Here is a 26,864-nt window from a genome sequence, read left to right as displayed (position 1 = left end):
TGATAATGGAAGTCTCAATTTAATTGGAAGTTAATATGAAAATAGAACATTACCAACGCTTAACCAAACAAGCCGTTGCATTAATTGAATCAGAAACCGATCTAACTGCTAATCTTGCTAATATCAGTTCTTTATTATTCATGGAATTGGATGATCTGAATTGGGCGGGTTTCTATTTAATGAAGCAGGATCAAGCTAAGGAAAAAGACGAACTTGTACTGGGTCCTTTCCAAGGTCAACCTGCTTGTGTGCGAATTCCGGTAGGGCGTGGAGTGTGCGGAACTGCGGTTGCGACGAATACAGTTCAGCGCATTCATGATGTTCATGAGTTCGAAGGTCACATCGCTTGTGACGCTGCAAGTAACTCAGAAATCGTAATTCCGTTCTCTATTGGTGGAAAAATAGCGGGTGTTCTTGATATCGATAGCCCAAATGTTGGCCGTTTTTCTCAAATTGACGAGGACGGATTGACATTTTTCATGGCAGAAGTGGAAAAGCTGCTTAATTCGCACGCGAACAAGGCATAAATTATTCTCTTACTGTGGTTTTTCCCAAGCATCTCTCTATAATACGTAAAAATATTTTCTTAATGCTCGCGGAAAACCGCAAAAACCAGGAACCCACATGGAAAACACTGAAAAGTTAAAAAACAGCAAAGAAGTTATCGCATATATTGCTGAATGTTTCCCTAAATGCTTTACTCTAGAAGGTGAAGCGAAGCCACTTAAAATTGGTATTTTTCAAGATCTTGCTGAACGTCTAAATGAAGACGAAAAAGTAAGTAAGACTCAGCTTCGTGCAGCGTTAAGACAGTACACATCATCATGGCGTTACCTGCACGGCGTAAAAGCTGGCGCAGAACGTGTTGACCTAGACGGCAACGCGTGTGGCACACTAGAAGAAGAGCACGTTGAACACGCTAAAGCTACACTTGCTGAAAGCAAAGCGAAAGTTCAGGCTCGTCGTAAAGAACAAGCACAAAAAGCTCGTGAAGAAGGCAAAGCGAAACCTAAGGCGAAGAAAGCTCAACAGCCTCGTCGTCAAGCGCCTAAAGCACCAAAAGTAGAAAAGCCTGTAGAAACACGTGCTTTGAACGCTGACGAATTCATCGCTGGCAAAGAAGTAAATGTGAACATGGGTAAAGGAAACATGGCTGCGACCATTGTTGAAATCAATAAGGAAGATGTGCGTGTTCAGTTAGCAAACGGCCTACAAATGGTTGTTAAAGCGGAGCACTTGCGCGCTTAAAGGAGATACTCCTACGCATGAAATGCCGTTCAAAATTGACACTGATTGCTGCTAGCTTTTGGCTAGCAGCTTCAGCTCAGGCTCTCGAAGCCAAATTAGATCAGGACGATTTACCTCTACTCGCTCCTGAGGTCCAACACGAAACTGCTAGTAAACGTGTTACTTCTCGATTTACTCGTTCTCACTATAAACACTTCAATCTCAACGATGATTTCTCTCAAGCTATCTTTAATCGTTACTTAGAGATGCTGGATTATAATCGTAATATCTTCACTCAAGCTGATATTGACTCTTTCTCTGCGTCATCTAAACAAATTGATGATCAGCTGAAATCGGGCAATAACCAGATTGCATTCGATGTTTATAATTTGTCTATGCAGAAGCGTTTTGAACGTTTTCAATATGCATTGTCTTTGCTAGATACTGAGATTAAGTTTGATACCGATGAAAGTATTGAGCTCAATCGCAGTGAAGCAGAATGGCCAAAAGATATCGCTGAAGTGAATGAGCTTTGGAGAAAACGCGTTAAATACGATGCGTTGAATCTAAAACTTACTGGTAAAGAGTGGCCAGAGATTCAAGAAGTTTTGGAAAAGCGTTACAACAATGCGATGAAGCGTATTACGCAATCGCATAACGAAGATGCTTTCCAGATCTACATGAACGCATTCGCGCGTGAAGTTGATCCGCACACCAGTTACCTTTCTCCAAGAAATGCAGAACAATTCCAATCTGAGATGAATCTATCTCTAGAAGGTATTGGTGCTGTGCTGCAGATGACAGACGACTACACCGTTATTCGTTCTTTAGTTGCTGGTGGCCCTGCGTCAAACAGCAAACAATTGAGTGATGGCGATCGCATTGTCGGCGTTGGTCAAGATGGCGAAGAGATTGTTGATGTTATCGGCTGGCGTTTAGACGATGTAGTACAACTTATCAAAGGCCCGAAAGGGACCAAAGTTAAGCTACAGATCTTGCCTGATGGTAAAGATGCAAAAAGTCACGTTGTCACAATTGTTCGCGATAAGATTCGTTTAGAAGACCGCGCTGTTAAATCAGAAGTGATCGAGAAAGACGGCAAGAAGATTGGTGTACTAGAAGTACCAAGTTTCTATGTTGGACTTTCTAAAGATACCGATAAACTGATCACTGAGCTTAAAGAGCAAGGTGTTGAAGGTATTATTGTTGACCTTCGAAACAACGGTGGTGGTGCACTGACTGAAGCAACTGAACTCTCTGGTTTGTTTATCAAAGAGGGACCTGTTGTTCAGGTTCGTGATAGCTACGGTCGTGTCAAAGTGAACAGCGATACTGATGGTCAAATCAGTTACCAAGGCCCGTTAACGGTATTGGTGAATCGCTACAGTGCTTCAGCATCTGAAATCTTTGCAGCAGCGATGCAAGATTACGGTCGTGCAATCATCTTGGGTGAAAACTCTTTCGGTAAAGGTACGGTGCAACAGCATCGCTCTTTGAATCATATTTATGATTTGTTCGATAAAGAGTTGGGCTACGTTCAATACACAATCCAGAAATTCTACCGAATCAATGGTGGTAGTACGCAAAACAAGGGCGTAGTGCCTGATATTGCTTACCCAACGCCGATTGATCCTGCAGATACTGGTGAAAGTGTTGAAGATAACGCTCTTCCTTGGGATAGCATCGACAAAGCGAAGTATTCAGTGTTACAGCGTAACGATGAGCAAATCGCAGCGTTGACGACTAAACACCAAGCTCGTATCGCAACAGACATGGAATTTGGCTTTATCGCGCAAGATATTGAAAAATATAAGGCAGATAAAGACGACAACGACCTTTCTTTGAATGAAAAGGTTCGTCAACAAGAGAGTGATGATGCGGATGCGCTTCGTCTAGAGCGTATTAACCAACGTCAAAAAGCCGCTAAGTTAGAGGCATTTAAAACGTTGGATGATATTCCCAAAGACTACGAAGCCCCGGATGCTTATCTTGATGAATCGGTTGCTATCATGCTGGATATGATCAAGAAATAAACAAAATACCTGTTATTAGGTGATTGTTTAAAGATGTACTATTTGAAAAGCGAGCCTAGGCTCGCTTTTTTTGTACCTGTGTTCTTGCCTAGAATGAAGTCATGTTAAAGGTATGCTTGTTTTTTAACTTGTTCCAGAACCACTGTTATTTGATTTTCGGCTGTGAAGTGCACCGTAAAAATAACTAAACTTAAGTATTATTTTTCGATTGATAATGACATTTAAGTTACTTCGCACTTAAAATTTAGTGACTTGGATCAAATTTTTTCGCTTTCTATTCATTACGTGCCTAAGCTTAAAGAAAACGAGGGGACGCTTATGAAATGGATTCTACTATTTTTATCTTGTTTAAGTTTTGTGGCTTTTGGGAGCGAGGTCGCTTCGAGTAGCCAACAATCAAAAAGTGATAGTAATCTATCCCATTTTGACCTTCCTTTACTGCTCGGCGATTGGTATTTGATGAATCCTGATCCAGAGCAAGGTACTGAAAACTTTAGAGCGATCAAGCTCACTCTTGATTCAAACTACTCATTCACTATCGATATCCAAAAGAAAGACTACAGTGTCGATCATTGGGAAGGTTTGTATAACGCCAACGAAGACACGATTATTTTGGGTTTGAACACCTCAGAGCCTCAGGTTTACGCGTACAGCAGTAATCACAACATGTTGAATCTTAACGGTGTTATGTTCACCAAGGCCCTGCCAAATGCATTGGCGGGAATTTGGTCAAGCGCCGAACTGTCTGGAAGCGATTTACGTGCAAGTAACATTCAAAAAATGGATTTAGTCCTTCAACCAGACTTCATATTCATGTTCCGAGTTTCCGATGAAGAAGGTGGTGAAGTCATTCGTCGCGGGGTGTATTACACCGAAGGCGACCAACTAGTGTTACTTTATGAAAACGGTGAACACGGCACTCGATATACACTGAACAGCGATGTGTTAACGCTGCAAGGTGAAGAGGGAGATATGTTTGCGGTGCTCAATCGCATTCGATAATGGAGAGTTTTAGCAGTAAAGTCGTACTCGTTGATAATATTGTGCACAGTTCATTTCTTAGGCGTTCCTGTCTGATTTGATTGATAAAATAGCAAAACATGGAGGCATTTTCCTACAATGCCTCCTTTTTTTAATATTCCCCTTGTTTTATTGGCGCTCAACCTTTAGATATATACAGTTAAAAAATAATTACGTATAACGATCAAAAGGAACCCGTCATGGCACATACACCTCAAGCCAAGTATCGTAAAGATTATCAATCACCATCTCACACGATTTCTGAAATCGATCTTACTTTCGATTTGTACGACTCAGCATCCATTGTTACGGCTGTTTCTAGTGTTAAGCAGGAGAAAGACAGCACGACATTAGTACTTGATGGTGAAGGCTTGAAGTTGGTTTCTGTTTTGGTTGAAGGCAACGAATGGACTCAGTACGAGCAGTCTGAAACTCAACTTACGCTAAATGACCTTCCAAAAGAATTTACGCTAACCATCGTTACTGAAGTTAACCCTGAAGGGAATAGCGCACTTGAAGGCTTGTACAAGTCGGGTGGCGCATTCTGTACTCAGTGTGAAGCCGAAGGTTTCCGTCGTATTACTTACTACATGGATCGCCCAGATGTGTTGGCGAAATTCACTACAACGGTAATCGCAGACAAAGCAGAGAACCCATTCTTATTAAGTAATGGTAACCGTGTAGATGAAGGTGAAGCTGAAAATGGTCGTCATTGGGTTAAGTGGCAAGACCCACATCCAAAACCAGCGTACTTGTTTGCTTTAGTTGCTGGTGACTTTGATGTACTTCGTGACGCATACACTACACAATCGGGTCGCAAAGTTGACCTAGAAATCTTTGTTGATAAAGGCAATCTAGACCGTGCAAACCACGCGATGGTTTCTTTGATTAATTCAATGAAGTGGGACGAAGAACGTTTCAATCTTGAATACGACTTAGACATCTACATGATCGTAGCCGTTGATTTCTTCAACATGGGTGCGATGGAAAACAAAGGTCTAAACGTATTTAACTCTAAGTTTGTTCTAGCAAACGACCAAACAGCAACGGATACAGATTACCTAGGTATTGAAGCAGTAATCGGTCATGAATATTTCCATAACTGGACAGGTAACCGAGTGACTTGTCGTGATTGGTTCCAGTTAAGTTTGAAAGAAGGCTTAACGGTATTCCGTGACCAAGAGTTCTCGTCTGATCTTGGTTCTCGCGCGGTAAACCGTATCAACAATGTACGTATCATTCGCGGTCCACAATTCGCAGAAGATGCTAGCCCAATGTCTCATCCAATTCGTCCAGAAAAAGTGATAGAAATGAATAACTTCTATACTTTGACAGTGTACGAAAAGGGCAGTGAAGTGATCCGTATGATCCACACATTGTTAGGCGAAGATGGTTTCCAAAAAGGCATGAAGCTGTACTTCGAACGTCACGATGGTACGGCAGCAACATGTGAAGATTTCGTAGCAGCAATGGAGGACGCATCGGGTGTTGATCTGTCTCAGTTCCGTTTGTGGTACAGCCAGTCTGGCACGCCAACGCTGTCTGTTGAAAGTCACTACGATGCAGATAAGAAACAATACACGTTAACAACTCGTCAAGTAACGGCACCAACGCATGAGCAAACTGAGAAGCAGGCTCTGCATATCCCTCTAGATGTCGAACTGTACACAGCATCAGGTGATGTGGTTGAGTTACAATGTAACGGAAAGCCAGTTCATAACGTATTAGATGTGAAAGAAGCGGAACAAACTTTCGTGTTTGAAAACGTTTCTGAACAACCAATCCCATCACTACTTCGTGAATTCTCTGCGCCAGTGAAATTGGAGTACGACTACTCAGATGAAGAACTTATCTTCTTGATGGTGAATGCCCGCAATGAGTTCTCTCGTTGGGATGCAGGTCAAATGCTATTGGCTAAGTACATCCGCAGCAATGTTGAAAAAGTTCAACAAGGCGAAGCGTTTGCACTTTCTGATTCTGTTGTTGATGCTTTCCGTGGCGTACTACTGAGTGATTCGCTAGAACCTGCCTTTATCGCAGAGATGCTTTCATTGCCAAGCCATAACGAAGTATCAGGTTGGTATGAGCGTGTTGATATTGATGCGGTCGCATCTGCGCTTAACTCAATGAAGGTAACACTAGCTACAGAACTTGAAGACGAACTGGCTGCGGTTTATCACAGTAATGCACTGGTGGAATACACAATCGATCACGATTCGATTGGTAAGCGCACTTTGCGTAAAGTTTGCCTAAGTTACTTAGCACATACAGAGCAGGGCAACGATTTGGTTGTTGCCATGTACCAGCAAGCAAACAACATGACAGACACAATGGCAGCGATGGGTGCGGCAAACAGCGCACAACTGGCATGTCGTGAAACTCTGATGGGAGACTACAGTGACAAGTGGAAACACGACGGTCTTGTTATGGATAAGTGGTTTGCTCTGCAAGGTACGAACCCAAGTTCAAATGCGCTTGAAGTGATCAAAGAATCTATGTCACATCAAGCGTTTAGTTTGAAGAACCCGAACCGTACACGTAACTTGGTTGGTTCATTCTTAAACATGAACCCGGTACAGTTCCATGACAAGTCTGGTCAGGGGTATGCGTTTGCAGGTGAGATCTTACGTGAGTTAAACAGCAGTAACCCGCAAGTTGCTTCACGTCTGATTGATCCACTTCTTAAATTCCGTAAGTACGATGATGAGCGCCAAGCTCTTATCAAGCAGGAACTTGAGACATTGAAGAACATGGATAATTTAGCAAAAGACTTATTTGAGAAAGTAACAAAAGCACTAGAAGCTTAAGTTAAGCGTTCTCAAGGTTAACGGTTTACTTATAACTGTTTATTTATAAAGAAAAGTCATCAGTGGCAGAGAGCATCTGCCACTGATTTTTTGTTTCTGCTTCATCGAATTTTCGATAAGCTAGAGTAGTTTCAAGCTCAGTTTCAAGCTCAGTTTCACCGTCAGACATCGTTAAGTGCCAAAAAATACCGGCACTGTATATTTATACAGGTATCGTATGAATCACTATATTTTCCAACTTAACATCTCATATCAGCAGTTTTTGGCCAGTTATTCTGGTGCGGCAAGTAAAGTTCAAGTGATAACAACAACCGGATTACGTTTACAGTTACCTGCAACTCGGTTCAGACCATTTCTTACACAAATAGGGGTTAGAGGGCAGTTTAGACTGACAACTGACCAAAAAAATAAGTTTATTAAGTTGGAAGCTCTGTAAACCTTGGCGTGCCTAGTGAGTTAAAAGGAATCTTAATCACATAATCAAACATTTCACCTCTTACCACCTCCAAAACAATTAACTATTTCTCAATAATGCTTTTACAATAAATGAATGCATTACCTTTGCTTAACTCGTTAGTAGAAAAGCGCTCAACGGCACGATTCAAACACCAGATTAAGTGATCCCCCTAATAATAAAATATAATTCTAATTGTGGAGTGTGACTATGACCGCACGTGAAACTGTGGTTCCAGTTTTACTTGAAAAAGTTTACAAGCTGATTCAAGACAAACTTGACCTTGCTCATCGACCTCTCGTAACTCAACTTGCTCAACACTTGTTTAGTAACGTTTCTCACGACGACCTAACTCAGAGAAACGAATCCGATTTATACGGTGCTGTAGTTAGCTTATGGCATCACATCAATGAAAAGAAAGCCGACGAAATTTCTGTTCGTGTTTTTAACCCGACAGTAAGTCGTCAAGGCTGGCAGTCTACTCACACTATCGTTGAGATAGTGGTACCAGATAGCCCATTCCTCGTTGATTCTGTAAAAATGGCACTGACTCGCCTCGACCTCTCTTCTCACCTTATGCTTCACAACCCAACTCAAATTTCTCGTTCTGACTCAGGAAGTGTTGTCGGTGTTAGTAACGATGAAGGTGTGTTCCAGTCGCTTTTCCATATTGAGGTTGACCGTCTTAGCAGCAAAGCAGAGATGACAGCACTTAAAACAGAACTGCTGGATATCTTTACTGATACTGGCCTTGTTGTTAACGACTGGCTAAAAATGGTTGAAAGACTGAAAGAAGTCACCAACCAAGTTGAAAAGCAAAAAGAGACAATTCCGGTAGACGCTCAACGCTTCGATGAAACGCTGGCTTTCCTTCGCTGGTTAGGCGAGCACAACTTTACGTTTATGGGTTACAAGGAATACGACCTTGTCTCTGTAAATGGTGACACTGAACTGCAACCGACTAAGGAGCAAGGCCTTGGTTTGTTCGCGAATTCAGATCGTGTACGTAACGTTAAGCTGTCTGAATTTTCTGACTCGGCACGTTTAGAAGCGAAAAAACCGTATGTACTTATCGTAACTAAGGGCAACACGGCTTCACGCATTCACCGCCCAGCATACAATGACTACATCGGTATTAAGAAATTCGATAAGAACGGCAAAGTAATTGGTGAGCACCGCTTCACTGGTCTCTACACTTCTGCCGTTTATAACCAAACCGTTGAAACGATTCCTCTAGTTCGTGAGAAAGTAGAACGCATCTTAGACGCGAGTGGTTACCGTGAGGGTTCGTACTCTTACAAAGCTCTGCACAATATTCTTGAAAACTACCCACGTGATGAACTGCTTCAAGCTCGAGAAGAAGAGTTACTTGAAGTGGGTACAGGCGTAGTTCAAATGCAAGATCGTGATCTTCTGCGTTTGTTTGTTCGCAAAGACCCGTTTGGCCGTTTCTTCAGCTGTATGGTTTACGTAACAAAAGATCGTTACAACACTGAACTTCGCCGCCAAACACAACGCATCTTGAAGCAGTACTTTGGTTGTGAAGAAGAAGTCGAATTTACAACTTACTTCTCTGAAAGCCCACTGGCGAGAACGCACTATATTGTTCGTGTTGATAACAACAACATGGATGTGGACGTGAAAACAATTGAGCAAAATTTAATGGAAGTATCGTCTACGTGGGATGACCGCCTGTCTGAATCAATCATTGCAAACTTCGGTGAGAGCAAAGGGCTTCCATTGTCGAAAGAGTACATGCGTGCATTCCCACGTTCGTACAAAGAAGACATGATGCCAGGTTCTGCCGTAGCGGACATCGAGCGTTTAGAAGCACTAAGCGAAGACAACAAACTGGGTATGCTTTTCTACCGTCCGCAAGAAGAAGCGGCAGATTCTAAAGCAGTTCGTTTGAAGTTGTTCTACCACAGTGATGAGCCAATTCACCTTTCTGATGTGATGCCAATGCTTGAAAACTTTGGCTTGCGCGTTATTGGTGAATCTCCATATGAAGTGCGTAAAACTAATGGTGTGACATATTGGATCCTTGATTTCTCTATGCTGCACAAGAGCGACAAGACAATTGATCTTCGTGAAGCTCGCGATCTTTTCCAACAAGCCTTCGCAGCAATTTGGGCGGGTGAGTTAGACAGCGATGGTTTCAACCGCTTGGTACTTGGCGCTGGTCTGTCTGGCCGTGAAATCTCAATCTTACGTGCTTATGCTCGTTACATGCGTCAAGTGGGTTTCCCATTCAGTCAACAATACATTGAAGACACATTGTCTCATTACCCAGATCTAGCAAAAGGGTTAGTGAGCTTATTCGGTAAGCGTTTTGACCCGAAACTGAAGGGCAGCGCGAAAGGCCAACAAGATCTTATTAAGAAGATCACTGAACAGTTGGATCATGTAGAAAGCTTGGATGATGATCGTATCATTCGTCGCTACATGGAAATGATCACTGCAACGCTTCGTACTAACTACTACCAAGTAGATCAGAACAAGCAGTCTAAACCTTGGTTGGCTCTGAAAATGAGACCAAGCGAGATTCCAGATATCCCAGCGCCGGTTCCTGCGTTTGAGATTTTCGTATACGCACCAGACATTGAAGGTGTGCATCTACGTGGCGGTAAAGTAGCACGTGGTGGTTTACGTTGGTCTGACCGTCAAGAGGATTTCCGTACTGAGATTCTAGGCTTAGTTAAAGCACAACAAGTTAAAAACACCGTGATTGTTCCTGTTGGTGCTAAAGGTGGTTTCGTTTGTAAGCGTCAACACATGATGTCTGGCCGTGATGAAATCTTTGCGGAAGGTCAACGCTGTTACAAGCGCTTCATTCGTGCACTACTAGATGTATCAGACAACATCATCGAAGGTGAGGTTATCCCACCTAAGAGCGTTGTTCGTCACGATGAAGATGATCCGTATTTGGTTGTTGCAGCCGATAAAGGTACAGCGACATTCTCAGATCTAGCGAACTCAGTATCTGATGAATACAACTTCTGGCTAGGTGATGCGTTTGCATCGGGTGGCTCTAACGGTTACGACCACAAAGCGATGGGTATCACCGCGAAAGGTGGCTGGGAATCGGTTAAGCGTCACTTCCGTGAAATGGGCATCAACTGCCAAACGACAGATTTCACTGCGATCGGTGTCGGTGATATGGCGGGTGACGTGTTTGGTAACGGTATGCTGCTATCTAAGCATATTCGTATGCAAGCGGCGTTTAACCACATGCACATCTTCATTGACCCGAATCCAGATTCAGCAACAAGCTGGGTAGAGCGTGATCGTCTGTTTAATCTACCTCGTTCAAGCTGGGAAGATTACAATAAAGACCTGATTTCTCAAGGTGGTGGCATCTTCTCTCGTCGAGCGAAGTCTATCTCTCTAACGCCTGAAATTCAGAAAATGCTGGGTACCAAGAAAGCATCAATGGCGCCGAATGACTTGATCAAAGCGATCTTGTCTATGCAGGTTGATCTACTTTGGAACGGCGGTATCGGTACTTACGTTAAGTCTTCAAACGAGACTCATACTGATGTAGGTGACCGTGCAAATGACGTTCTACGTATCGATGGCCGAGACCTGAAAGCTAAGGTAGTTGGTGAAGGCGGTAACTTGGGTATGACTCAACTGGGTCGTATCGAATACGCTCTTACTGGCGGCCGAGTGAATACGGACTTCGTTGATAACGTTGGTGGTGTTGACTGTTCGGATAACGAAGTAAACATTAAGATCTTCTTGAATGGCTTAGTGTCGAACGGTGATCTTACTGTTAAGCAACGTAACCAAGTGCTTGAGTCAATGGAAGACGAAGTTGGCGAAATCGTATTAGATGATGCGTACTGCCAAGCTGAGTCCATCTCTGTTACTGAGCATCAAGGTGTTGGTTTAGTGAAAGAGCAAATCCGCTTCATCCACACAATGGAGAAAGCAGGGTATTTGGATCGTGGTTTGGAATACATCCCAGATGACGAAACTCTTCTAGAACGTGAGAAGCAAGGCCAAGCACTAACAAGACCTGAGCTGTCAGTATTGATCGCTTACGGTAAAATGGTGCTGAAAGAAGATCTTGTGAGCGATGATATTGCGAATGATGAGTTCCATGCTCAACAGTTAATGCAATACTTTCCAACCGAGTTACGCCGTAACTATTCTCAACACATGGATAACCATCCACTGCGTGCTGAGATTATTGCGACAGCCCTTGCAAACCAAATGGTTAACGAGATGGGTTGTAACTTCGTGACTCGTTTGCAAGAAGAGACGGGCGCAAACATTGTTGATATTGCGAATGCTTACGCGGCATCTCGTGAGATCTACGGCTTGGGCAAAGTGCTTAAGAGCATTCGTGAACTGGACAATATCTCAAGTTCTGAAGCTCAATACGAGTTGCTTTACCACGTGCGCCGAACGCTGCGTCGTTTAGCGCGTTGGTTGCTAAGAAACCGTACTGGTAAACAGTCAGTGAACGCATTGATTGAACTGTACCAAGGTGATGTGGTTGCTATTACTGAGAAACTGGATGAAAACCTAGTAGCTTCAGAAGTAGAAGAGCATCAAGCAATGGCTCAGGTATGGATTGACCAGGGTGTAACAGCAGAACTGGCGAATTCAGTGGCTCGTTTGTCTAGCTTGTACTCAGCACTGGATATATCTACAGTGGCTCGTGAAACGGGTAAAACAGTACAGCAAGCGTCTAAGCTTTACTTCAACCTTGGCGACCGTTTGTCTCTGCACTGGTTCCTGAAACAAATCAATGGCCAAGCGGTAGATAATAACTGGCAAGCGCTGGCACGTGCAGCATTCAGAGAAGATCTGGATTGGCAGCAACGTCAGCTAACTGGTCAAGTACTTAACTGCGGTTGTGGTTCAGACTTAGATGTCATTAAAGCGCTGGATGACTGGATGGAAAGCAACTCAGTTTCTCTACATCGTTGGGAAAGCATCTTGAATGAATTCAAAGTGGGTTCTGTTCATGAGTTTGCTAAGTTCTCAGTCGCGTTACGTGAATTGATGCTACTTAATCTAAACTGCATGTCGAAAGACTAATCGTTAGATAAGAACGCAAAACCATAAGGGCAGGCCATTAGGTCTGCCTTTTTCGTCCGGCTAAACAATTTTCGATAAATTAACTATTCATACAAGTCTCACTGTATTAGTTAGCTGGTGGCAGAAGAGGTATAAGGAGCATTCCCAATAGATAATCAAAGCTTGAAACGGTAACGTTTGCTTAATAATGAACCTCATTCGTTAGCAAACTCGATTATCTTACCCTTACAGTCAGTAATAGATTGAATAGTTGGGTAAATAAGTAAATAATATCGCCCCGTTTACACGGGGCTTTTTTCTATCGGAGGCACAATGCTTTACCGTCTAGCCAGAACTGGCTTTTTCCAACTTGATGCCGAAAAGGCACATGATCTTGCAATTCAAAATTTCAAACGCTTCACAGGCACACCTATTGATCTTTTGTATCGCCAACAATTACCTCACCGACCTGTAGAGTGCATGGGTCTTACTTTTAAAAACCCAGTTGGCCTTGCTGCCGGCCTAGACAAAAACGGCGAATGTATTGATGCATTTGGCGCAATGGGTTTTGGTTTCGTAGAAGTAGGGACTGTTACTCCGCGTCCGCAAGCGGGTAACGACAAACCTCGTTTGTTCCGTCTTGTTGAAGCAGAAGGCATCATCAACCGCATGGGCTTTAATAACCTAGGCGTAGATAACCTTGTTGAGAATGTTAAGAAGTCGAACTACGACGGCATCTTAGGCATCAACATCGGTAAGAACAAAGACACACCAATTGAAAAGGGCGCTGAAGATTACTTGATCTGTATGGAGAAGGTATATCAATACGCTGGTTACATTGCTGTGAACATCTCTTCACCAAACACTCCAGGACTTCGTTCTCTTCAATACGGCGAAGCACTAGACGATCTATTGTCTGAACTGAAAACGAAACAATCTGAACTAGAAGAGAAGCATGGTAAATATGTTCCTCTTGCTCTTAAGATTGCTCCGGATCTAAGTGACGATGAAATCAGCCAAATTTGTGAATCATTGATCAAAAATAAGATCGATGGTGTGATCGCAACAAATACAACATTGGATCGTTCAATCGTTGAAGGCATGAAGCACTGCGACGAAGCGGGTGGCCTAAGCGGGCGTCCAGTTCAATCTCGCAGTACTGAAGTTGTTCGTAAACTTTATCAAGAGCTTGGTGACCAACTGCCGATCATCGGGGTAGGTGGTGTTGATTCGTATGTTGCTGCAAAAGAGAAGATGATGGCAGGCGCTAAGCTTGTACAAGTTTACTCTGGTTTCATTTACAAAGGTCCAGGCCTTGTAGGCGACATCGTTAAGAATCTTTAAACGACAAGACGCTTTTATTTCTGAAAAGCGACAATCTGGCATCGTCTTAATAAAAGAGACACTGTAACTCACTGAGTTGTAGAAAAAAGCGACAAGAAAGAGGAATTCATTTCCTCTTTTTTTTTGCCTATTGCTCAGTAAAATTACTGTAATTGAAGGTAATTTTGCGTTTTACCTAATGGAATGGTTCAACAGTGTGAGACGAAATGATGCTTAAACCTAGCGATACATGGAGTTGGTATTACGATGAGCAGCAATGTTCATTAATGCTAAACCTCGGAGAGGATATGATTTTCAAAACGAATCTGGTCCGCAATAAGCTGGTGGACTGCGCGTTTAGAGATAATGAATTCACCGTTGATGACGCATCTTCATACCAAACCTTCAAAGAGCAAATTTCTGGCTTAGAACTGTCTGAGCCTCGCCAAGCTGAACTGGCACTTTATTGTGTGGCAGCAAAGCGCTTCCATAAGCCTGTACAGCCTAAGAGTTGGTTCTTCGACTCACAAGGCACTGGTCATGAATATCCTCAAGAAGGGGATATTGTACAAATGAATAACGAGCATAGCTTAGGGTATTTCATTGTATTAGAAGTGGGAGAGTGTGCGAGCCTATGTGCATTTGTCGACCTAGAAGAGTTCCTATTAACGCCTTCAAAAGGGCTTCGATTTGGAGACTCAATTAAGGTGATGCACGATAGAATGATAGACGCGAACGCTATCCTTCATCAGACACACATAGCGATGGTGGGTTAACCTCCAATCTAGTACATCATTTCTACCACGCATCGCAGCACACAAACGTATAAATCTTCCTCAGAATCGGCTTAATAGCCGATTTTTTTGTGCCTAAAAAACCTCACCCTGATAAATACATCACTGCTTAACCATTTAAATAGTGAACTTACGACTATTTTTTCACCTTAATTCCTGCCCATTTTCATCGCCAGAAGAGTAAATTTACCATCTTTATTCCCTGTTTTTGGTCTTTTGTAGCTAAGTTTCACCCATAAATTACCTTTGGTATATACCAATTTTAGGGTGAATATAAATTCACATTGCTACTTTGGTTAATAAGTGGTCAGAAATGAAGTTGGTTTGATAGGTCTTATGTTCTAAGGGGATGCGGGTAAGCGATCGCTTCAAGACTGTGCATTTGCTAGCCAGTTAGTCGAAAGATTCAATGAAAAGACGCGTTTAGTGTGATGCTCTAGTTACAAATTCAGGTATAATCGAGCTCATTTTTATCAATAAAAGAACACTATGAATCAATATCTAGCGGTTACCTCAAACGGCCTTGAGAATTTATTAGTTGAAGAACTAACCCAACTAGGGATTACAAACGCAAAACCTGTTCAAGCAGGTGTTAAATTCAAAGCGACCAATGAGCAAATTTATCGTTGTTGTTTGTGGAGCCGTTTGGCTTCTCGATTTGTACGTGTCCTTTCTGAATTCACTTGTATGGACGACATGGATTTGTACCTTTCAACCACTGCGGTTAACTGGGTAAATCAATTCCATAGCTCTAAGCGTTTTGTTGTTGACTTCAATGGTACGAACAACGAAATCCGCAACAGCCAATACGGTGCGATGAAAGTAAAAGATGCCGTTGTTGATTGTTTCGAGAAGAAGTCCTTGCCTCGTCCTTCTATCAGCAAAGAGAACCCAGATGTTCGTATTCACGTTCGTCTACACCGTGATAAAGCGATTCTTGGTGTTGATATGGTGGGCAGCGGTCTCCACCAACGTGGTTACCGCCCAGAATCAGGTCGTGCTCCGTTGCGTGAAACACTAGCTGCTGCAATCCTTCTTCGTAGTGGTTGGGATGCAACGAAACCTTTCTTAGATCCTATGTGTGGTTCAGGTACGTTAGTGATTGAAGCTGCAATGATGGCTGCAAACCTAGCACCGGGTGTTAAACGTCAGAAGTGGTGTTTTGAATCACTAGAAGATTTCGAACCTGAGCTTTGGGCTGAAGTTAAAGCAGAAGCGAATGTTCAAGGCCGTCGTGGCGTTAAGAAAGTAGAATGTAAGTTCTATGGCTACGACAACGATGAACGCATGATCAAAACAGCGCGCGACAATGCTCGTCGTGCCGGTGTTGAAGATCTGATTGAATTCGAAGTAGGTGATGCAGCAAAACTTAAACGCCCTACAGAATTTACTGATGGCGTGATTGTTTCTAACCCACCTTATGGTGAGCGTCTAGGAACTGAGCCTGGTCTAATTGCACTTTACACCGCATTCGGTGCGCAACTTAAAGCTGAATTTGGTGGTTGCAACGCATCTATCTTCTCTAGCTCAGACGAGCTACTAAGCTGCTTACGCATGCGTGCAGACAAACAGTTCAAATTGAACAACGGTGCGTTACCGTGTCACCAAAAGAACTACTCAATTTCAGATCGTCCGATGTCAGAGCGCCCAACAGGCGAGCAAGAACAATTGATTGCACCTGATTTCGCGAACCGTCTTAAAAAGAACATCGGTAAAATTGGCAAGTGGGCTAAGAAAGAGCAATTAGATTGTTATCGTATCTACGATGCTGACTTACCAGAATACAATGTAGCGATTGATGTATACCCAGGTCACCTTGTGATTCAAGAATACGCAGCGCCGAAAGATGTACCGGAAGAGAAGGCTAAACGTCGTCTGACCGATATTATTCGTGCTTCTATTCAAGTAACGGGCGTTGAAGCAAACAACGTTGTGCTTAAAGTTCGTCAGAAGCAGAAAGGTCGCTCTCAATACCAGAAATTGGCTCAGGACTCATCGAACCTAGAAGTGAACGAATACGGCGTTAAGCTGATTGTTAACCTTCACGATTACCTAGATACCGGCTTGTTCCTAGATCATAAGATCACTCGTCGTCGTATCGGTGAGATGGCCGCAGGTAAAGATTTCCTAAACTTGTTTGCTTACACAGGTAGTGCCTCTGTTCATGCTGCTGTGGGTGGCGCGCGTTCTACGACAACAGTAGATATGTCTAATACCTATCTAGAGTGGGCTAAAGAGAACATGGAGCTTAATGGCCGTGTTGGTCGTCAACATCAGTTTGTTCAAGCTGACTGCCTACAATGGTTGGCTAAAGAGCAGGGCTCTTACGATCTGATCTTTATTGATCCACCTACGTTCTCAAACTCTAAGCGTATGGATCAATCTTTCGATGTTCAACGTGATCACATTCAGTTGATGGAAAACCTTAAGCGTCTTCTTCGTGAAGAAGGCACGATTGTGTTCTCTAACAACAAGCGTCACTTCAAAATGGACTTGGAAGCTCTCGATGAGTTAGGTCTTAAGGCTCAGAACATCTCAGCTAAGACACTTCCTTTGGACTTCTCTCGCAATAAGCACATTCATAACTGCTGGTTGATTACACATAAGTAGTTAAGAGATTGTATAAGGATATATAGTGCTGACTCTCTACAGTACAGAAGGGTGCCATCTATGTGAGATGGCATTCCAACTCACGGAACAGTTAAACATTAGCCATCACGTCAACGTTGTCGACATTGCATTTGATGATGAGCTCTTTTCCCGTTACGGGGTCACTATTCCGGTGCTCAAATTTGAAAGCTCTGACCTTTCTCAAAGCTCAGAGCTTAACTGGCCATTTGGCTTGTTAGAACTTAATGATTGGTTAAAGAAGAATGGCATTACTTACAATTCATAATGGGCAATTAGCGTTTGGCGATCACCCATTATTAGATCGTGCGGATTTCGCGCTGCAAGAAAACGAACGTGTATGTTTAGTAGGGCGCAATGGCGCTGGTAAGTCGACATTGATGAAAATCCTATCTGGAAACATCATCATGGACGACGGCAAGATGCAAATCACGCAAGATGTGGTTGTGTCTCGTCTGGAGCAAGATCCACCGCGTAATGAGCAAGGTACAGTTTATGACTACGTTGCTGGTGGCCTTGCTGAAATCGGCGAACAGCTGAAGATCTATCATGATCTTCTGGATCTCATCGCGACAGACCCAAGTGAAAAGAATCTAAACCGTCTTACTCGCGTTCAAGAACAACTCGATCATGCTAATGCATGGCGTTTTGAAGATCGTGTAAGTAACGTATTGGCAGCGCTTAAGCTGACTGCTGAGACCAAGCTGACAGATTTGTCTGGTGGTTGGCAACGTAAAGCAGCACTTGCTCGTGCGCTTGTATGTGACCCTGACGTGCTTCTACTCGACGAACCGACTAACCACTTGGATGTTGCAACCATTGAATGGCTAGAGGGCTTCCTGAAAGACTTCCGCGGTTCAATCATCTTTATTTCGCACGACCGTGCATTCATTAAGTCGATGGCTACGCGTATTGTCGATCTTGATCGCGGTAAATTGAGCTCATTCCCGGGTGATTACGAAAACTACCTTGTTGAGAAAGAAGAAGCGCTTCGTGTTGAAGAAATGCAAAACGCTGAATTCGATAAGAAGCTTGCTCAAGAGGAAGTTTGGATTCGTCAGGGCATCAAGGCTCGTCGTACTCGTAACGAAGGCCGTGTGCGTGCGCTTAAGAAGCTGCGTGAAGAACGTTTGAACCGTCGTGAAGTGCAGGGCAAAGCTGTTATCCAAATCGATGATGGTCAGCGTTCTGGCAAGATTGTATTCGAAGCCGAAAATCTTAACTTTGGTTTTGAAGGCAAAGAGATTGTTAAAGACTTTAGTTTCAATATCATGCGTGGCGATCGTATCGCTCTAATTGGCCCCAATGGCTGTGGTAAGAGTACGGTACTTAAACTGCTGCTTGATCAACTTAAGCCAGACTCAGGTCGTCTACATTGCGGTACTAAGCTTGAAGTGGCTTACTTCGACCAATACCGTGAAATCCTAGACCCAGAGAAGTCGGTGATTGATAACCTTGCTGATGGTAAGCAAGAAGTGACTGTTGGTGGCCGCGAGCGTCATGCACTAAGCTATCTTCAAGATTTCTTATTCTCTCCTAAACGTGCTCGCACTCCGGTAAAAGCGCTATCTGGTGGTGAGAAAAACCGTCTGTTATTGGCTCGTATTTTCCTAAAATCGAACAACTTGTTGATTCTCGATGAGCCAACTAACGATCTAGATATAGAAACTTTGGAACTTTTGGAAGATTTGCTTGCCAACTATCAGGGCACGCTTCTTTTAGTGAGCCACGATCGTCAGTTTGTTGATAACACAGTGATGACAAGTTGGATCTTCGAAGGTAATGGCGTTATTGAAGAATTTGTTGGTGGTTACCACGATGCTCAGCAGCAAAGAAAGCAGGCATTAGAGTACCGACAGGTTGAAAAGCCATCAAAGCCTGAGAAAGTAGTTGAGGAAACTCCCAAAACTGCGCCAGTTAAGGCTAAACCTAAGAAGTTATCGTATAAGCTACAACGAGAACTAGAAGCGCTACCAATGCGTTTAGAAGAATTGGAAACTCAAATTGAAACTCTTCAGGAAGAAGTCAACGATCCAAGCTTCTTTTCAAAATCTGTAGAGCAGACACAACCAGTATTAGATAAGCTATCTGCAGCAGAGCAGGAGCTTGAAGTTGCTTTTGAGCGCTGGGAAGAGCTCGAGGCACTACAACAGGAAAGTTAAGAAGTAATAATGACTTGTACTAAATTTAAATTAACAACAGTTGCAGCATTAGTTTTTGCTGCAACTAACGCCAACGCTGCGCTTTACAAGGTAGTTGAAGTCACGCCTTCGATTACAGGTGCGTCTGAGATCTTTGGTGTAGCGATTCAACCTGGATCTGCTACCGATGGAACGAATGACCTTGCATTAGGGTGTTTTGATTCTGCAGCGACTAACTGTGCGGACAGTACATTTAAACTTGCTGGTGAAACTCGCAATGCCGTTGATGGTATCGGTTATCGCGAAGAAGTTCCGTTTGCTATGGATGCTCCGTTCCAATACATTCAAGAGCGTGATGATTTCGAAAACTATTGTTATCGTGAGTTGAGATACTCTACTTGTGAAAGTTGGGCAGACAATCGATGGGCTACTTGGAGCAAAGAAAGTGACCTAAGCTATGTGAATGCGAAAGCGTTCATTGAAAATGGTAGTTCTATTAGCTCTTTTAATGTATCGATTACTGCACTTGATGATTCTGGTGCACCACTTGGTATTGAGTCAAACGGTAACGACATTCGTTATAACGCAGTTACAACTGTTTCTCTTACGGCATCGTCAGAGTCTCGTGCTTGGAAAGCAATAACGGCTAGCAATAACAAGGTTTATAATGTCGGTAGTGTGTCGGTAGACCAAGGGACAACGGACACATCTAAGCCATACAAGGCGTTCAGCTCCAAAGCAGCAATCTGGGACGGCACTACAACAAAAGAAATTGATTGGATTAGAAGTGGGAATGCTCAACAAGATGAGTACTTTGCCCAAGGCAGTATGCGTTCAATTGTCGAGTCAGGTTCTCTTTTCTATGGTGTAGGTTATAACACTGCTGATGGTAATGGTGATCTGCAAGACATGAATGCAAGTGTTTTTGTGAGTGACTCACTAGACCTTACTAGTGCAACATGGACTACTACACAGATTAGCGGTGCAGAGGTTAAGTCTGGTTCATCGAATGATGATGCTAGATACAGTAACTCTGTAGCAACTGACATCAACGATAACTTGTTTGCTGTAGGCTATTCTAAACGTAATGGTTATGTGCCAGAGAGCGGTAGTGCAGGCAACAAGATTTTTGTTGTGACTGACGCATCTGCAGCAACTCCAACTGCAACGTACTTATCTGGTGGTATCTTCTTTGGTGGTTCGAGTGGTGAAGCAAAAGCCGTGAACAACTTCAATGAGTTTGTTGGTCAGATTGACGCTGAGACAACTCGTGAAGTGGATGGCAGTGAGCGTAGACATCGTGGCTTTATCTATCCTTACAATGTTTCAACATCGACTGACGAACGTCGTGTTGACATCTTTAACGGCCAGGCATGGTGGTTAGATGATCTAACAAATGACGGTAACGTTTCTGGAGATAACAACAAGTTCCGAATTATTGATGCTTCTGACATCAATGATGCGGGTGTGATTTCTGCTACTGCTATCAAATGTACAGTAGGCGGAACAACTCAAGCGTATGATACAACGGCACATAACTCTTACTGTGGTGGTGCTGCATCTAACGCAGTAGAAGAAGTTGTTGCAGTTAAGCTAATCCCAATTGCTGGTGCTAGCAAAGCTGATATCCAGACGCGTAGCACTGATACAGAGAAAGTTGATCGCCAAGGCGGTAGCCTAGGTTGGTTAACTTTGACTGTACTTGGTCTATTAGGGTTCCGCAGAAAATTCAAATAATTTTATCTCTTGAGCCCGAGTTCACAATTCTGAACTCGGGCTTTTTTTCACCTTGAGAAAAGTGAAAAATTGATCGATTCTTAAAGTTGGAGTCACAAAAACTCCGCAAAGTTGTAATCATTGTATGTTAGTAAATGGAACACCCGTATGAGGACTGCACTATGAAGAGACAAAAGCGTGATCGACTAGAACGAGCACAATCTCAAGGTTACAAAGCTGGTTTAAATGGTAGGTCGCAAGAAGCTTGCCCATATAGCCAAATGGATTCTCGGTCTTATTGGTTAGGTGGTTGGCGAGACGCCAAAGATGATAGAAATGCAGGTCTCTATAAATAGATAGGGCACAACGAATTCAAGGTCAGGGCTCCATTGTTGATTGCAACAATTGGAGCCTTGTTAGTTTCTGAGAGACAAAAAGAGTGTTAGAGCCGATATGTGTTGGATACGGTCTGGTCACTCTTAGAGAGCTCTCTAGATAAGTATAGCTGGTGGACTGATATTAATTCTATTCCTTAAGTAGCAACACACCTTAACGCACTATAACTAAATGTATTGAGGTAAAAATAAAGCAGTCATGGGCTGCTTTATTAAAAATCTAATATTTAATTAGAATGCTGACGTATCTTGGAAAAGGCCAACTTTCAAATCTTTAGCAACATAGATCTCTTTACCATCAACCAGTACGCGACCATCTGCAAGGCCCATAACTAGGCGACGGTTAACAACACGCTTCATGTGGATCTCGTAAGTTACTTTTTTTGCAGTAGGCAGAATTTGACCTGTGAATTTCACTTCACCAACACCTAGAGCACGACCTTTACCTTCGCCACCAACCCAACCAAGATAGAAGCCAACAAGCTGCCACATTGCATCAAGGCCTAGACAGCCAGGCATTACAGGGTCACCTGGGAAGTGACAGTCGAAGAACCAAAGGTCAGGAGTAATATCCAGCTCAGCAAGAACTAAACCTTTACCGTAGTCACCTTCAGTTTCAGACATTTTAGTGATGCGGTCCATCATCAACATGTTCGGTGCTGGTAGTTGAGGGCCTTGTGGCCATAGTTCGCCTTGGCTTGATGCTAGAAGCTCTTCGCGAGTGTAAGAATCACGTTTGTTTTGCATTATCAATTACTCCGATTTTTGATAGGTGCATATTAGTGAACAGGTGTACGCTAAACAAGTCCGATCAGTACTAGACAAACCAGTTTTTAATGCGTCCAACAATTCCAATAGGGTGCTCATGTCTTTCAAAGTTTTCAATACGTTCCGCGATTTTGCTCAGAACGCTTTCTTGTTCGTCGTCTCTAAATGGCTTGTTCATAATGAGAGGAATAGCTTCATCTACATTAGATACAGACCAAATATGGAATTCTTCATTTTTGATGCTTTCAATCAGGTCAGGTTTTAGCGCAAGATGCTTAAGGTTCGATCTTGGAAGGATCACGCCTTGTTCGCCTGTTAAGCCTTGATGCTTACATACATGATAGAAGCCTTCGATTTTCTCGTTAAGTCCGCCAACAGCTTGTACACGACCAAATTGGTCTACTGCGCCTGTTACTGCAATCTGTTGATTGATTGGGTATTCAGACAAAGCACTCACCAGAGAACATAGCTCCGCAAGAGAAGCACTATCGCCATCCACTTCGCAGTAGGATTGTTCAAACACCACTGAAGCAGCATACGGCAGGGGATCTTCAAGGTTCAGCGCACTACTTACGAACGCTTGCATGATCATCATACCTTTCGCATGAAGGTTACCACCAAGTTCGGCTTTTCGTTCCACATCGGCAATATCACCGTCACCAAAGTGAATAACACATGAAATTCGTGCAGGTTCACCATACGATATCGGGTGTCCCGGTACATCGATGACAGTCAGACCATTAACTTGACCAACTTGTTCACCTTCAGTTTCGATAATGACTTGGCCATCTCTAATATCATCAAGGGCGCGCTCTGGTAGGTACGATTCGCGGTTGTATTTGTGCTGCTGAGCTTGTTGGATATGGTGAATATCAATCTCACCATTGTTGGCTTCAATAAGAGCTTCGTTCAATAACGCATTGTGCCAAATGGGACAAAGCGGGATATAGCTTTGATCTTCAGTTTCTCTTGCACCAGCAGTGAGAATTCCAGTCAGCGCTTGTTGCGTAATATTTGGAAGATCATAACGCTGTTGAAGCCACTTAAGATACCCAAGGTATTGAACTAAAGTCTCTTCTGAAATTTTAACGTCTTGTTCTATTTCACTGAATAGACAAAAGCCCGTTTGAATATCGCTGTCTAGATAATCAAGGTCACCTAATTGCGCTCGGTCTCCAACCACAACCAATTTAATGTTGTAGGTAAGAGGTAAAGTCGGGGATTGATTCAGGTGTTCAGGGTTGCTGTTGATTGGCTCTACGGCTTCACCAAGAAGTGCAGATTTCAGCAGTAACCAGCTTCCTGGGTTCGCCAAGATCAAGTTTGCTGAAACGATCAGATAACCATTGTTTGCTCTAGCCAGTAAGCCAGGTTTTGTCGCAATGACTTTGCCGTCTTTTGATTGAACTTGGTCAAACAGAGAAGCAGCATTTAAAGACTCAGTTTTTATAACCGGTAGAGTGTGGTCATCTAAAGCCGTAACCAAAGATTCAACAATCATTTGACGGTAGATCGAGTTGTCCGGAGCGTTTACGAGTAAAACACGCGAAAGGTTAGATAAGCGGACAAAGCGCGTTAGCGCGTCATTGAATCTATGTTGAATGTCTGAAAACGGGAAAGGCGAGATGTCAGGGAATTGCTCTAATTGAGCGCTATATTCGTCGTACTGAGGCGTAACATGTCGCCAATCTACTTGAGTCATTTAAGTTTCTGATTATGATAATGAGGTAGGGAGTATATAGAAAAACCGATCTCGCTTGTAGCTCTATGTTGTAGTTACTAATCACTAAGCTAATATAAGTATGATCTTGGTCTATTCTTTCAAGACAATAATTGTTAAATAGCCCATTATGGGTTACGCTGTCACTAGGATTAACTCTCGAGATTAGACATGAAATATCAGCAACTTGAAAACTTGGAATGTGGTTGGAAATGGAACTATCTGGTCAAAAAATGGAAAGAAGGTGAATCGATCACCTGCCATATCGATTCAAGTGAAGCTGATGTTGCTATCCAAGCGTTATTGAAGCTCGAACACCAGCCGACAGGCGTTCTTGAGTGGATATCTAATAACATGTCTCCAGAGCTCGATAACAAGCTTAAACAAGCCATCAGAGCCAAGCGCAAGCGTCACTTCAATGCTGAACAAGTTCACACTAAGAAGAAATCAATCGATCTTGATTATCGTGTATGGGAAAAACTTTCCCAAAGAGCGAACGAGTTGGGTTGTACGCTATCTGATGCCATCGAATACTTAGTTAGCGAAGCATCTCGTAGTGAACAAGCTAGCAAGACAGTGACCAGTCTCAAAGAAGACCTGAGTAAACTCCTTTCTGACGATAAATAAAATCATAAACTTTAATGGTGACACTATGATGTACGTAATCTTAATTGGTGCAGCGTTGGTTTTTTGGTTGGTCGCAATTGATAGACCAGTACTAAAAATTAAATTCAACGATGGGGCGATCGAGCAAGTTAAAGGTCATCTACCACCGAATTTTAAGCATAACCTTCAAGAGATTGGTCACAACAATGCTTTTAAAGGTGAGTTAAAAGTGTATGCGAAGCGCTCAGGTTACAATCTAAAATTCACTAAAGACGTACCAAAAAGCGTTCAACAGCGCATTCGCAATGTGTTTCCGCATAATGGCTTTAAATCTAAAGGCTCAAAGAAGGCGTAATTGTCGATCACTACGTCTTACGTAGTAAATCTTCATACAAAGTTCATTCCCAGCCTGCCTTAAACTCCAGCATACTGTTCTTAACTTCTACTAAGAGAGAACAGTATGAAATATCTTGTATTCTTGTTGTGTTTTTTATCCCCAACCGCCGCATTGTCCGACGATTCATTGATTAATCCTGTTGCAAAGAAGATCAAAACCACCATCATCAAAGGGCTTAATAAGAGTCATGTTGATATGAATGGTTATTGTGACCTTATGATTGAGATGAAGCACTCTAAGGGTTCTACAAGAATCAAAAACGTGAGGACATCGGGAGATAGCAAAGTTTGTAAACAGGCAAAGAAGCACTTACCAAGGAACAAAAAGTTCAAATACAGCTTTCCAGAGAAGTACATTCGAATTCAAGTTACAGGTTAGCCAGATATAATGCACTATAACTAAATATCCTTAATTTTCTTCAAACAATTTCGTGAACCAATCTCTAATTTCTATTAATATTAGTTTTATTATCAAGGCAGGATATGCCGACAAAAGAAAGCTTAGGGCAAAGGAAAGTCACGGTTGTTGTTAGCAAATAAAAGTTATTCCCCTGAAGTCATAGAAATCTCTAGGAAAGTTTCGATCAACGTCGAGGCTCGTTTTACAAAGTGGTTAATATCATCCCAATATAAGCTTGAGCAATCTACGGTTGATACGTTGTTAAGTTTAGAAAATAGATATTGTGATAGTGTTATTTTCGATGAAGCCGACCGTATTTCTCATAATCAACGTATTTTATTACGTTGCGAACAAGACAGGGTGAATGCACGTCGCGAGAAGGTGGCTGCTAAACAACAGACATTGCGGTATGTGATTGACGATGTCAGCGATGCGGCGTCGGCACTGATGTTAGAAAAGTTGCAAGGAACCTTAATCAGTTCATTGTTTTCAGAATTACCAGACTACAATCAGTTCGCTAGTGTAGCTTATTCACCATCTTTAAACTTTTCTAAGCTCCATGAAATATCGGCGAAAAGTAGGCCGTTAAGCTCAAGTTTAGTCGAATTTGTTTCTAACCGTGAGTTCACTGAAAAGTACGGTAAAAAATCTAAAGTTATTCTCGATCCTAAAGTGGCAGCACGCCAAATTGGCATTGAGAATTGTCGCTTATTATTCCCTCTGTTAATGAGCCAGCAATTGATTAAGTGGAACGATGGCAACATCAAACACATCACGCCAAAGGTGTGGCAACACTTAGTCGTTACCTCCAATGCAACACGAATTCGTCTTCAAGAAACATCGGTTAAAGAACCCAATGTAGGGATTCTACTTGGTGTTCTGAGAGTTCTACCTTTATTTTTGATTTGCAACCATTTTTCTTCGACTTTTGAAGATGCATTGGTGAAAACCATGATCGGGTACCGAGATGCAAGTGACAAGCATGATGAATATTATGCTTGTACTGAAATTCTCCCCAACACTCAGTTTCTTGAGTCCATGGTAGAGCAGTTAGAACTTAAACTGCTTAAGAAGCTCGTTGAATTCATAGATTGGAGCCCTAGTAATCAATTTATTAAGAGGGCACTTCTTGAGGAAGTGAATGACATTCCTGTACTTGAGAGAACAATCTATGGCGCGGCTCTGGCCCAGGGAAGAAAGTTCTCTATTTTCGAAGCTTTAGATAACAGCGAGTTATTTAACGTCAAGCACCTGCCTTACTGGTTTTCTACCGTTCAAATGTCTTTGGCAACGATCGAAAAAATGCAAGATCGAGTGTTGGGCAAGTTGACGAATACTATGTAGTTAAGAGAAGAGAGCCGCATTGAAAGTGTGGCTCTCTTTTTGTTGCACTGGCACTTTTGCG

21 protein-coding genes are annotated in these 26,864 nt (G+C 42.7%); 18 read left to right on the top strand and 3 right to left on the bottom strand.

Annotation, left to right across the window (positions count from 1 at the left end; translation table 11 throughout):
- Positions 1-35: 35 nt before the first annotated feature.
- From FLM53_RS00530 to pepN, 5 genes are all read left to right on the top strand, one after another.
- Positions 36-527 (top strand): GAF domain-containing protein, encoded by a 492-nt coding sequence (locus tag FLM53_RS00530; RefSeq protein ID WP_017630025.1) that lies wholly within the window; start codon positions 36-38, stop codon positions 525-527.
- A gap of 97 nt (positions 528-624) precedes the next feature.
- Complete coding sequence (gene proQ / locus FLM53_RS00525) at positions 625-1,248, top strand: RNA chaperone ProQ (protein WP_017057223.1); 624 nt, start codon at positions 625-627, stop codon at positions 1,246-1,248.
- Positions 1,249-1,265: 17 nt separating this feature from the next.
- Positions 1,266-3,260, top strand: a complete 1,995-nt coding sequence (gene prc / locus FLM53_RS00520) for a carboxy terminal-processing peptidase (RefSeq protein ID WP_176681141.1) — start codon at positions 1,266-1,268, stop codon at positions 3,258-3,260.
- A gap of 318 nt (positions 3,261-3,578) precedes the next feature.
- Positions 3,579-4,262 carry a hypothetical protein gene (locus FLM53_RS00515; protein ID WP_017630022.1) on the top strand — a complete coding sequence of 228 codons (684 nt, stop codon included), beginning with the start codon at positions 3,579-3,581 and terminating at the stop codon, positions 4,260-4,262.
- Positions 4,263-4,480: 218 nt separating this feature from the next.
- Positions 4,481-7,087 carry an aminopeptidase N gene (gene pepN / locus FLM53_RS00510; RefSeq protein WP_176681142.1) on the top strand — a complete coding sequence of 869 codons (2,607 nt, stop codon included), beginning with the start codon at positions 4,481-4,483 and terminating at the stop codon, positions 7,085-7,087.
- Positions 7,088-7,130: 43 nt separating this feature from the next.
- On the opposite strand, the gene FLM53_RS23965 is transcribed toward pepN, so the two are convergent.
- Positions 7,131-7,256 carry a hypothetical protein gene (locus tag FLM53_RS23965; protein ID WP_256099361.1) on the bottom strand — a complete coding sequence of 42 codons (126 nt, stop codon included), beginning with the start codon at positions 7,254-7,256 and terminating at the stop codon, positions 7,131-7,133.
- Between the two features lie 48 nt (positions 7,257-7,304).
- Between FLM53_RS23965 and FLM53_RS00505 the strand changes: the two genes are divergently transcribed.
- The 9 genes from FLM53_RS00505 (at position 7,305) to rmf (ending at position 21,530) form a co-directional block, all read left to right on the top strand.
- The gene (locus FLM53_RS00505; protein ID WP_086711486.1) at positions 7,305-7,523 is read left to right on the top strand and encodes a DUF2835 domain-containing protein; all 219 of its coding nucleotides are present in this window, start codon (positions 7,305-7,307) and stop codon (positions 7,521-7,523) included.
- Positions 7,524-7,751: 228 nt separating this feature from the next.
- On the top strand, positions 7,752-12,593 hold the full coding sequence (locus FLM53_RS00500) for an NAD-glutamate dehydrogenase (RefSeq protein WP_176681143.1): 4,842 nt from the start codon (positions 7,752-7,754) through the stop codon (positions 12,591-12,593).
- Positions 12,594-12,905: 312 nt separating this feature from the next.
- A complete protein-coding gene (gene pyrD, locus FLM53_RS00495; protein ID WP_123301690.1) occupies positions 12,906-13,916 on the top strand; it encodes a quinone-dependent dihydroorotate dehydrogenase in 1,011 nt (336 codons plus the stop codon).
- Positions 13,917-14,122: 206 nt separating this feature from the next.
- Positions 14,123-14,671 carry a cell division protein ZapC gene (locus FLM53_RS00490; protein WP_050642973.1) on the top strand — a complete coding sequence of 183 codons (549 nt, stop codon included), beginning with the start codon at positions 14,123-14,125 and terminating at the stop codon, positions 14,669-14,671.
- A gap of 507 nt (positions 14,672-15,178) precedes the next feature.
- Positions 15,179-17,299, top strand: coding sequence for a bifunctional 23S rRNA (guanine(2069)-N(7))-methyltransferase RlmK/23S rRNA (guanine(2445)-N(2))-methyltransferase RlmL (rlmKL, locus tag FLM53_RS00485; protein WP_176681144.1), 2,121 nt, complete (start codon positions 15,179-15,181; stop codon positions 17,297-17,299).
- A gap of 25 nt (positions 17,300-17,324) precedes the next feature.
- On the top strand, positions 17,325-17,585 hold the full coding sequence (locus tag FLM53_RS00480; RefSeq protein WP_019823251.1) for a glutaredoxin family protein: 261 nt from the start codon (positions 17,325-17,327) through the stop codon (positions 17,583-17,585).
- Positions 17,563-19,479 carry an ABC transporter ATP-binding protein gene (locus FLM53_RS00475; protein WP_176681145.1) on the top strand — a complete coding sequence of 639 codons (1,917 nt, stop codon included), beginning with the start codon at positions 17,563-17,565 and terminating at the stop codon, positions 19,477-19,479. The genes FLM53_RS00480 and FLM53_RS00475 overlap by 23 nt, the downstream gene beginning before the upstream one ends.
- Positions 19,480-19,488: 9 nt before the next feature.
- A complete protein-coding gene (locus tag FLM53_RS00470; RefSeq protein ID WP_176681146.1) occupies positions 19,489-21,195 on the top strand; it encodes a DUF3466 family protein in 1,707 nt (568 codons plus the stop codon).
- Positions 21,196-21,356: 161 nt separating this feature from the next.
- The gene (gene rmf / locus FLM53_RS00465; RefSeq protein ID WP_010440780.1) at positions 21,357-21,530 is read left to right on the top strand and encodes a ribosome modulation factor; all 174 of its coding nucleotides are present in this window, start codon (positions 21,357-21,359) and stop codon (positions 21,528-21,530) included.
- A gap of 270 nt (positions 21,531-21,800) precedes the next feature.
- Here the strand turns inward: rmf and fabA are convergent, their stop codons facing one another.
- Complete coding sequence (gene fabA, locus FLM53_RS00460) at positions 21,801-22,316, bottom strand: bifunctional 3-hydroxydecanoyl-ACP dehydratase/trans-2-decenoyl-ACP isomerase (RefSeq protein ID WP_017059675.1); 516 nt, start codon at positions 22,314-22,316, stop codon at positions 21,801-21,803.
- A 70-nt stretch (positions 22,317-22,386) separates the two neighbouring features.
- On the bottom strand, positions 22,387-24,039 hold the full coding sequence (locus tag FLM53_RS00455; protein WP_176681147.1) for a Lon protease family protein: 1,653 nt from the start codon (positions 24,037-24,039) through the stop codon (positions 22,387-22,389).
- A gap of 189 nt (positions 24,040-24,228) precedes the next feature.
- On the opposite strand from FLM53_RS00455, the gene matP reads away from it, so the two are divergent.
- The 4 genes from matP to FLM53_RS00435 all read left to right on the top strand — a co-directional run bounded on the left by matP (position 24,229) and on the right by FLM53_RS00435 (position 26,803).
- On the top strand, positions 24,229-24,684 hold the full coding sequence (gene matP / locus FLM53_RS00450) for a macrodomain Ter protein MatP (protein ID WP_017630014.1): 456 nt from the start codon (positions 24,229-24,231) through the stop codon (positions 24,682-24,684).
- 25 nt (positions 24,685-24,709) lie between these two features.
- Positions 24,710-25,018: a DUF3634 family protein gene (locus tag FLM53_RS00445; protein WP_176681148.1), complete on the top strand. Its 309-nt coding sequence runs from the start codon at positions 24,710-24,712 to the stop codon at positions 25,016-25,018.
- A gap of 105 nt (positions 25,019-25,123) precedes the next feature.
- Positions 25,124-25,438, top strand: coding sequence for a hypothetical protein (locus FLM53_RS00440; RefSeq protein ID WP_176681149.1), 315 nt, complete (start codon positions 25,124-25,126; stop codon positions 25,436-25,438).
- 144 nt (positions 25,439-25,582) lie between these two features.
- Positions 25,583-26,803: a hypothetical protein gene (locus FLM53_RS00435; protein ID WP_176681150.1), complete on the top strand. Its 1,221-nt coding sequence runs from the start codon at positions 25,583-25,585 to the stop codon at positions 26,801-26,803.
- Positions 26,804-26,864 lie beyond the last annotated feature (61 nt).

The sequence above is a fragment of the Vibrio sp. Scap24 genome, assembly GCF_013394185.1.
Lineage (GTDB): Bacteria > Pseudomonadota > Gammaproteobacteria > Enterobacterales > Vibrionaceae > Vibrio > Vibrio pomeroyi.
This window is presented reverse-complemented; position numbering and strand designations above follow the sequence as displayed.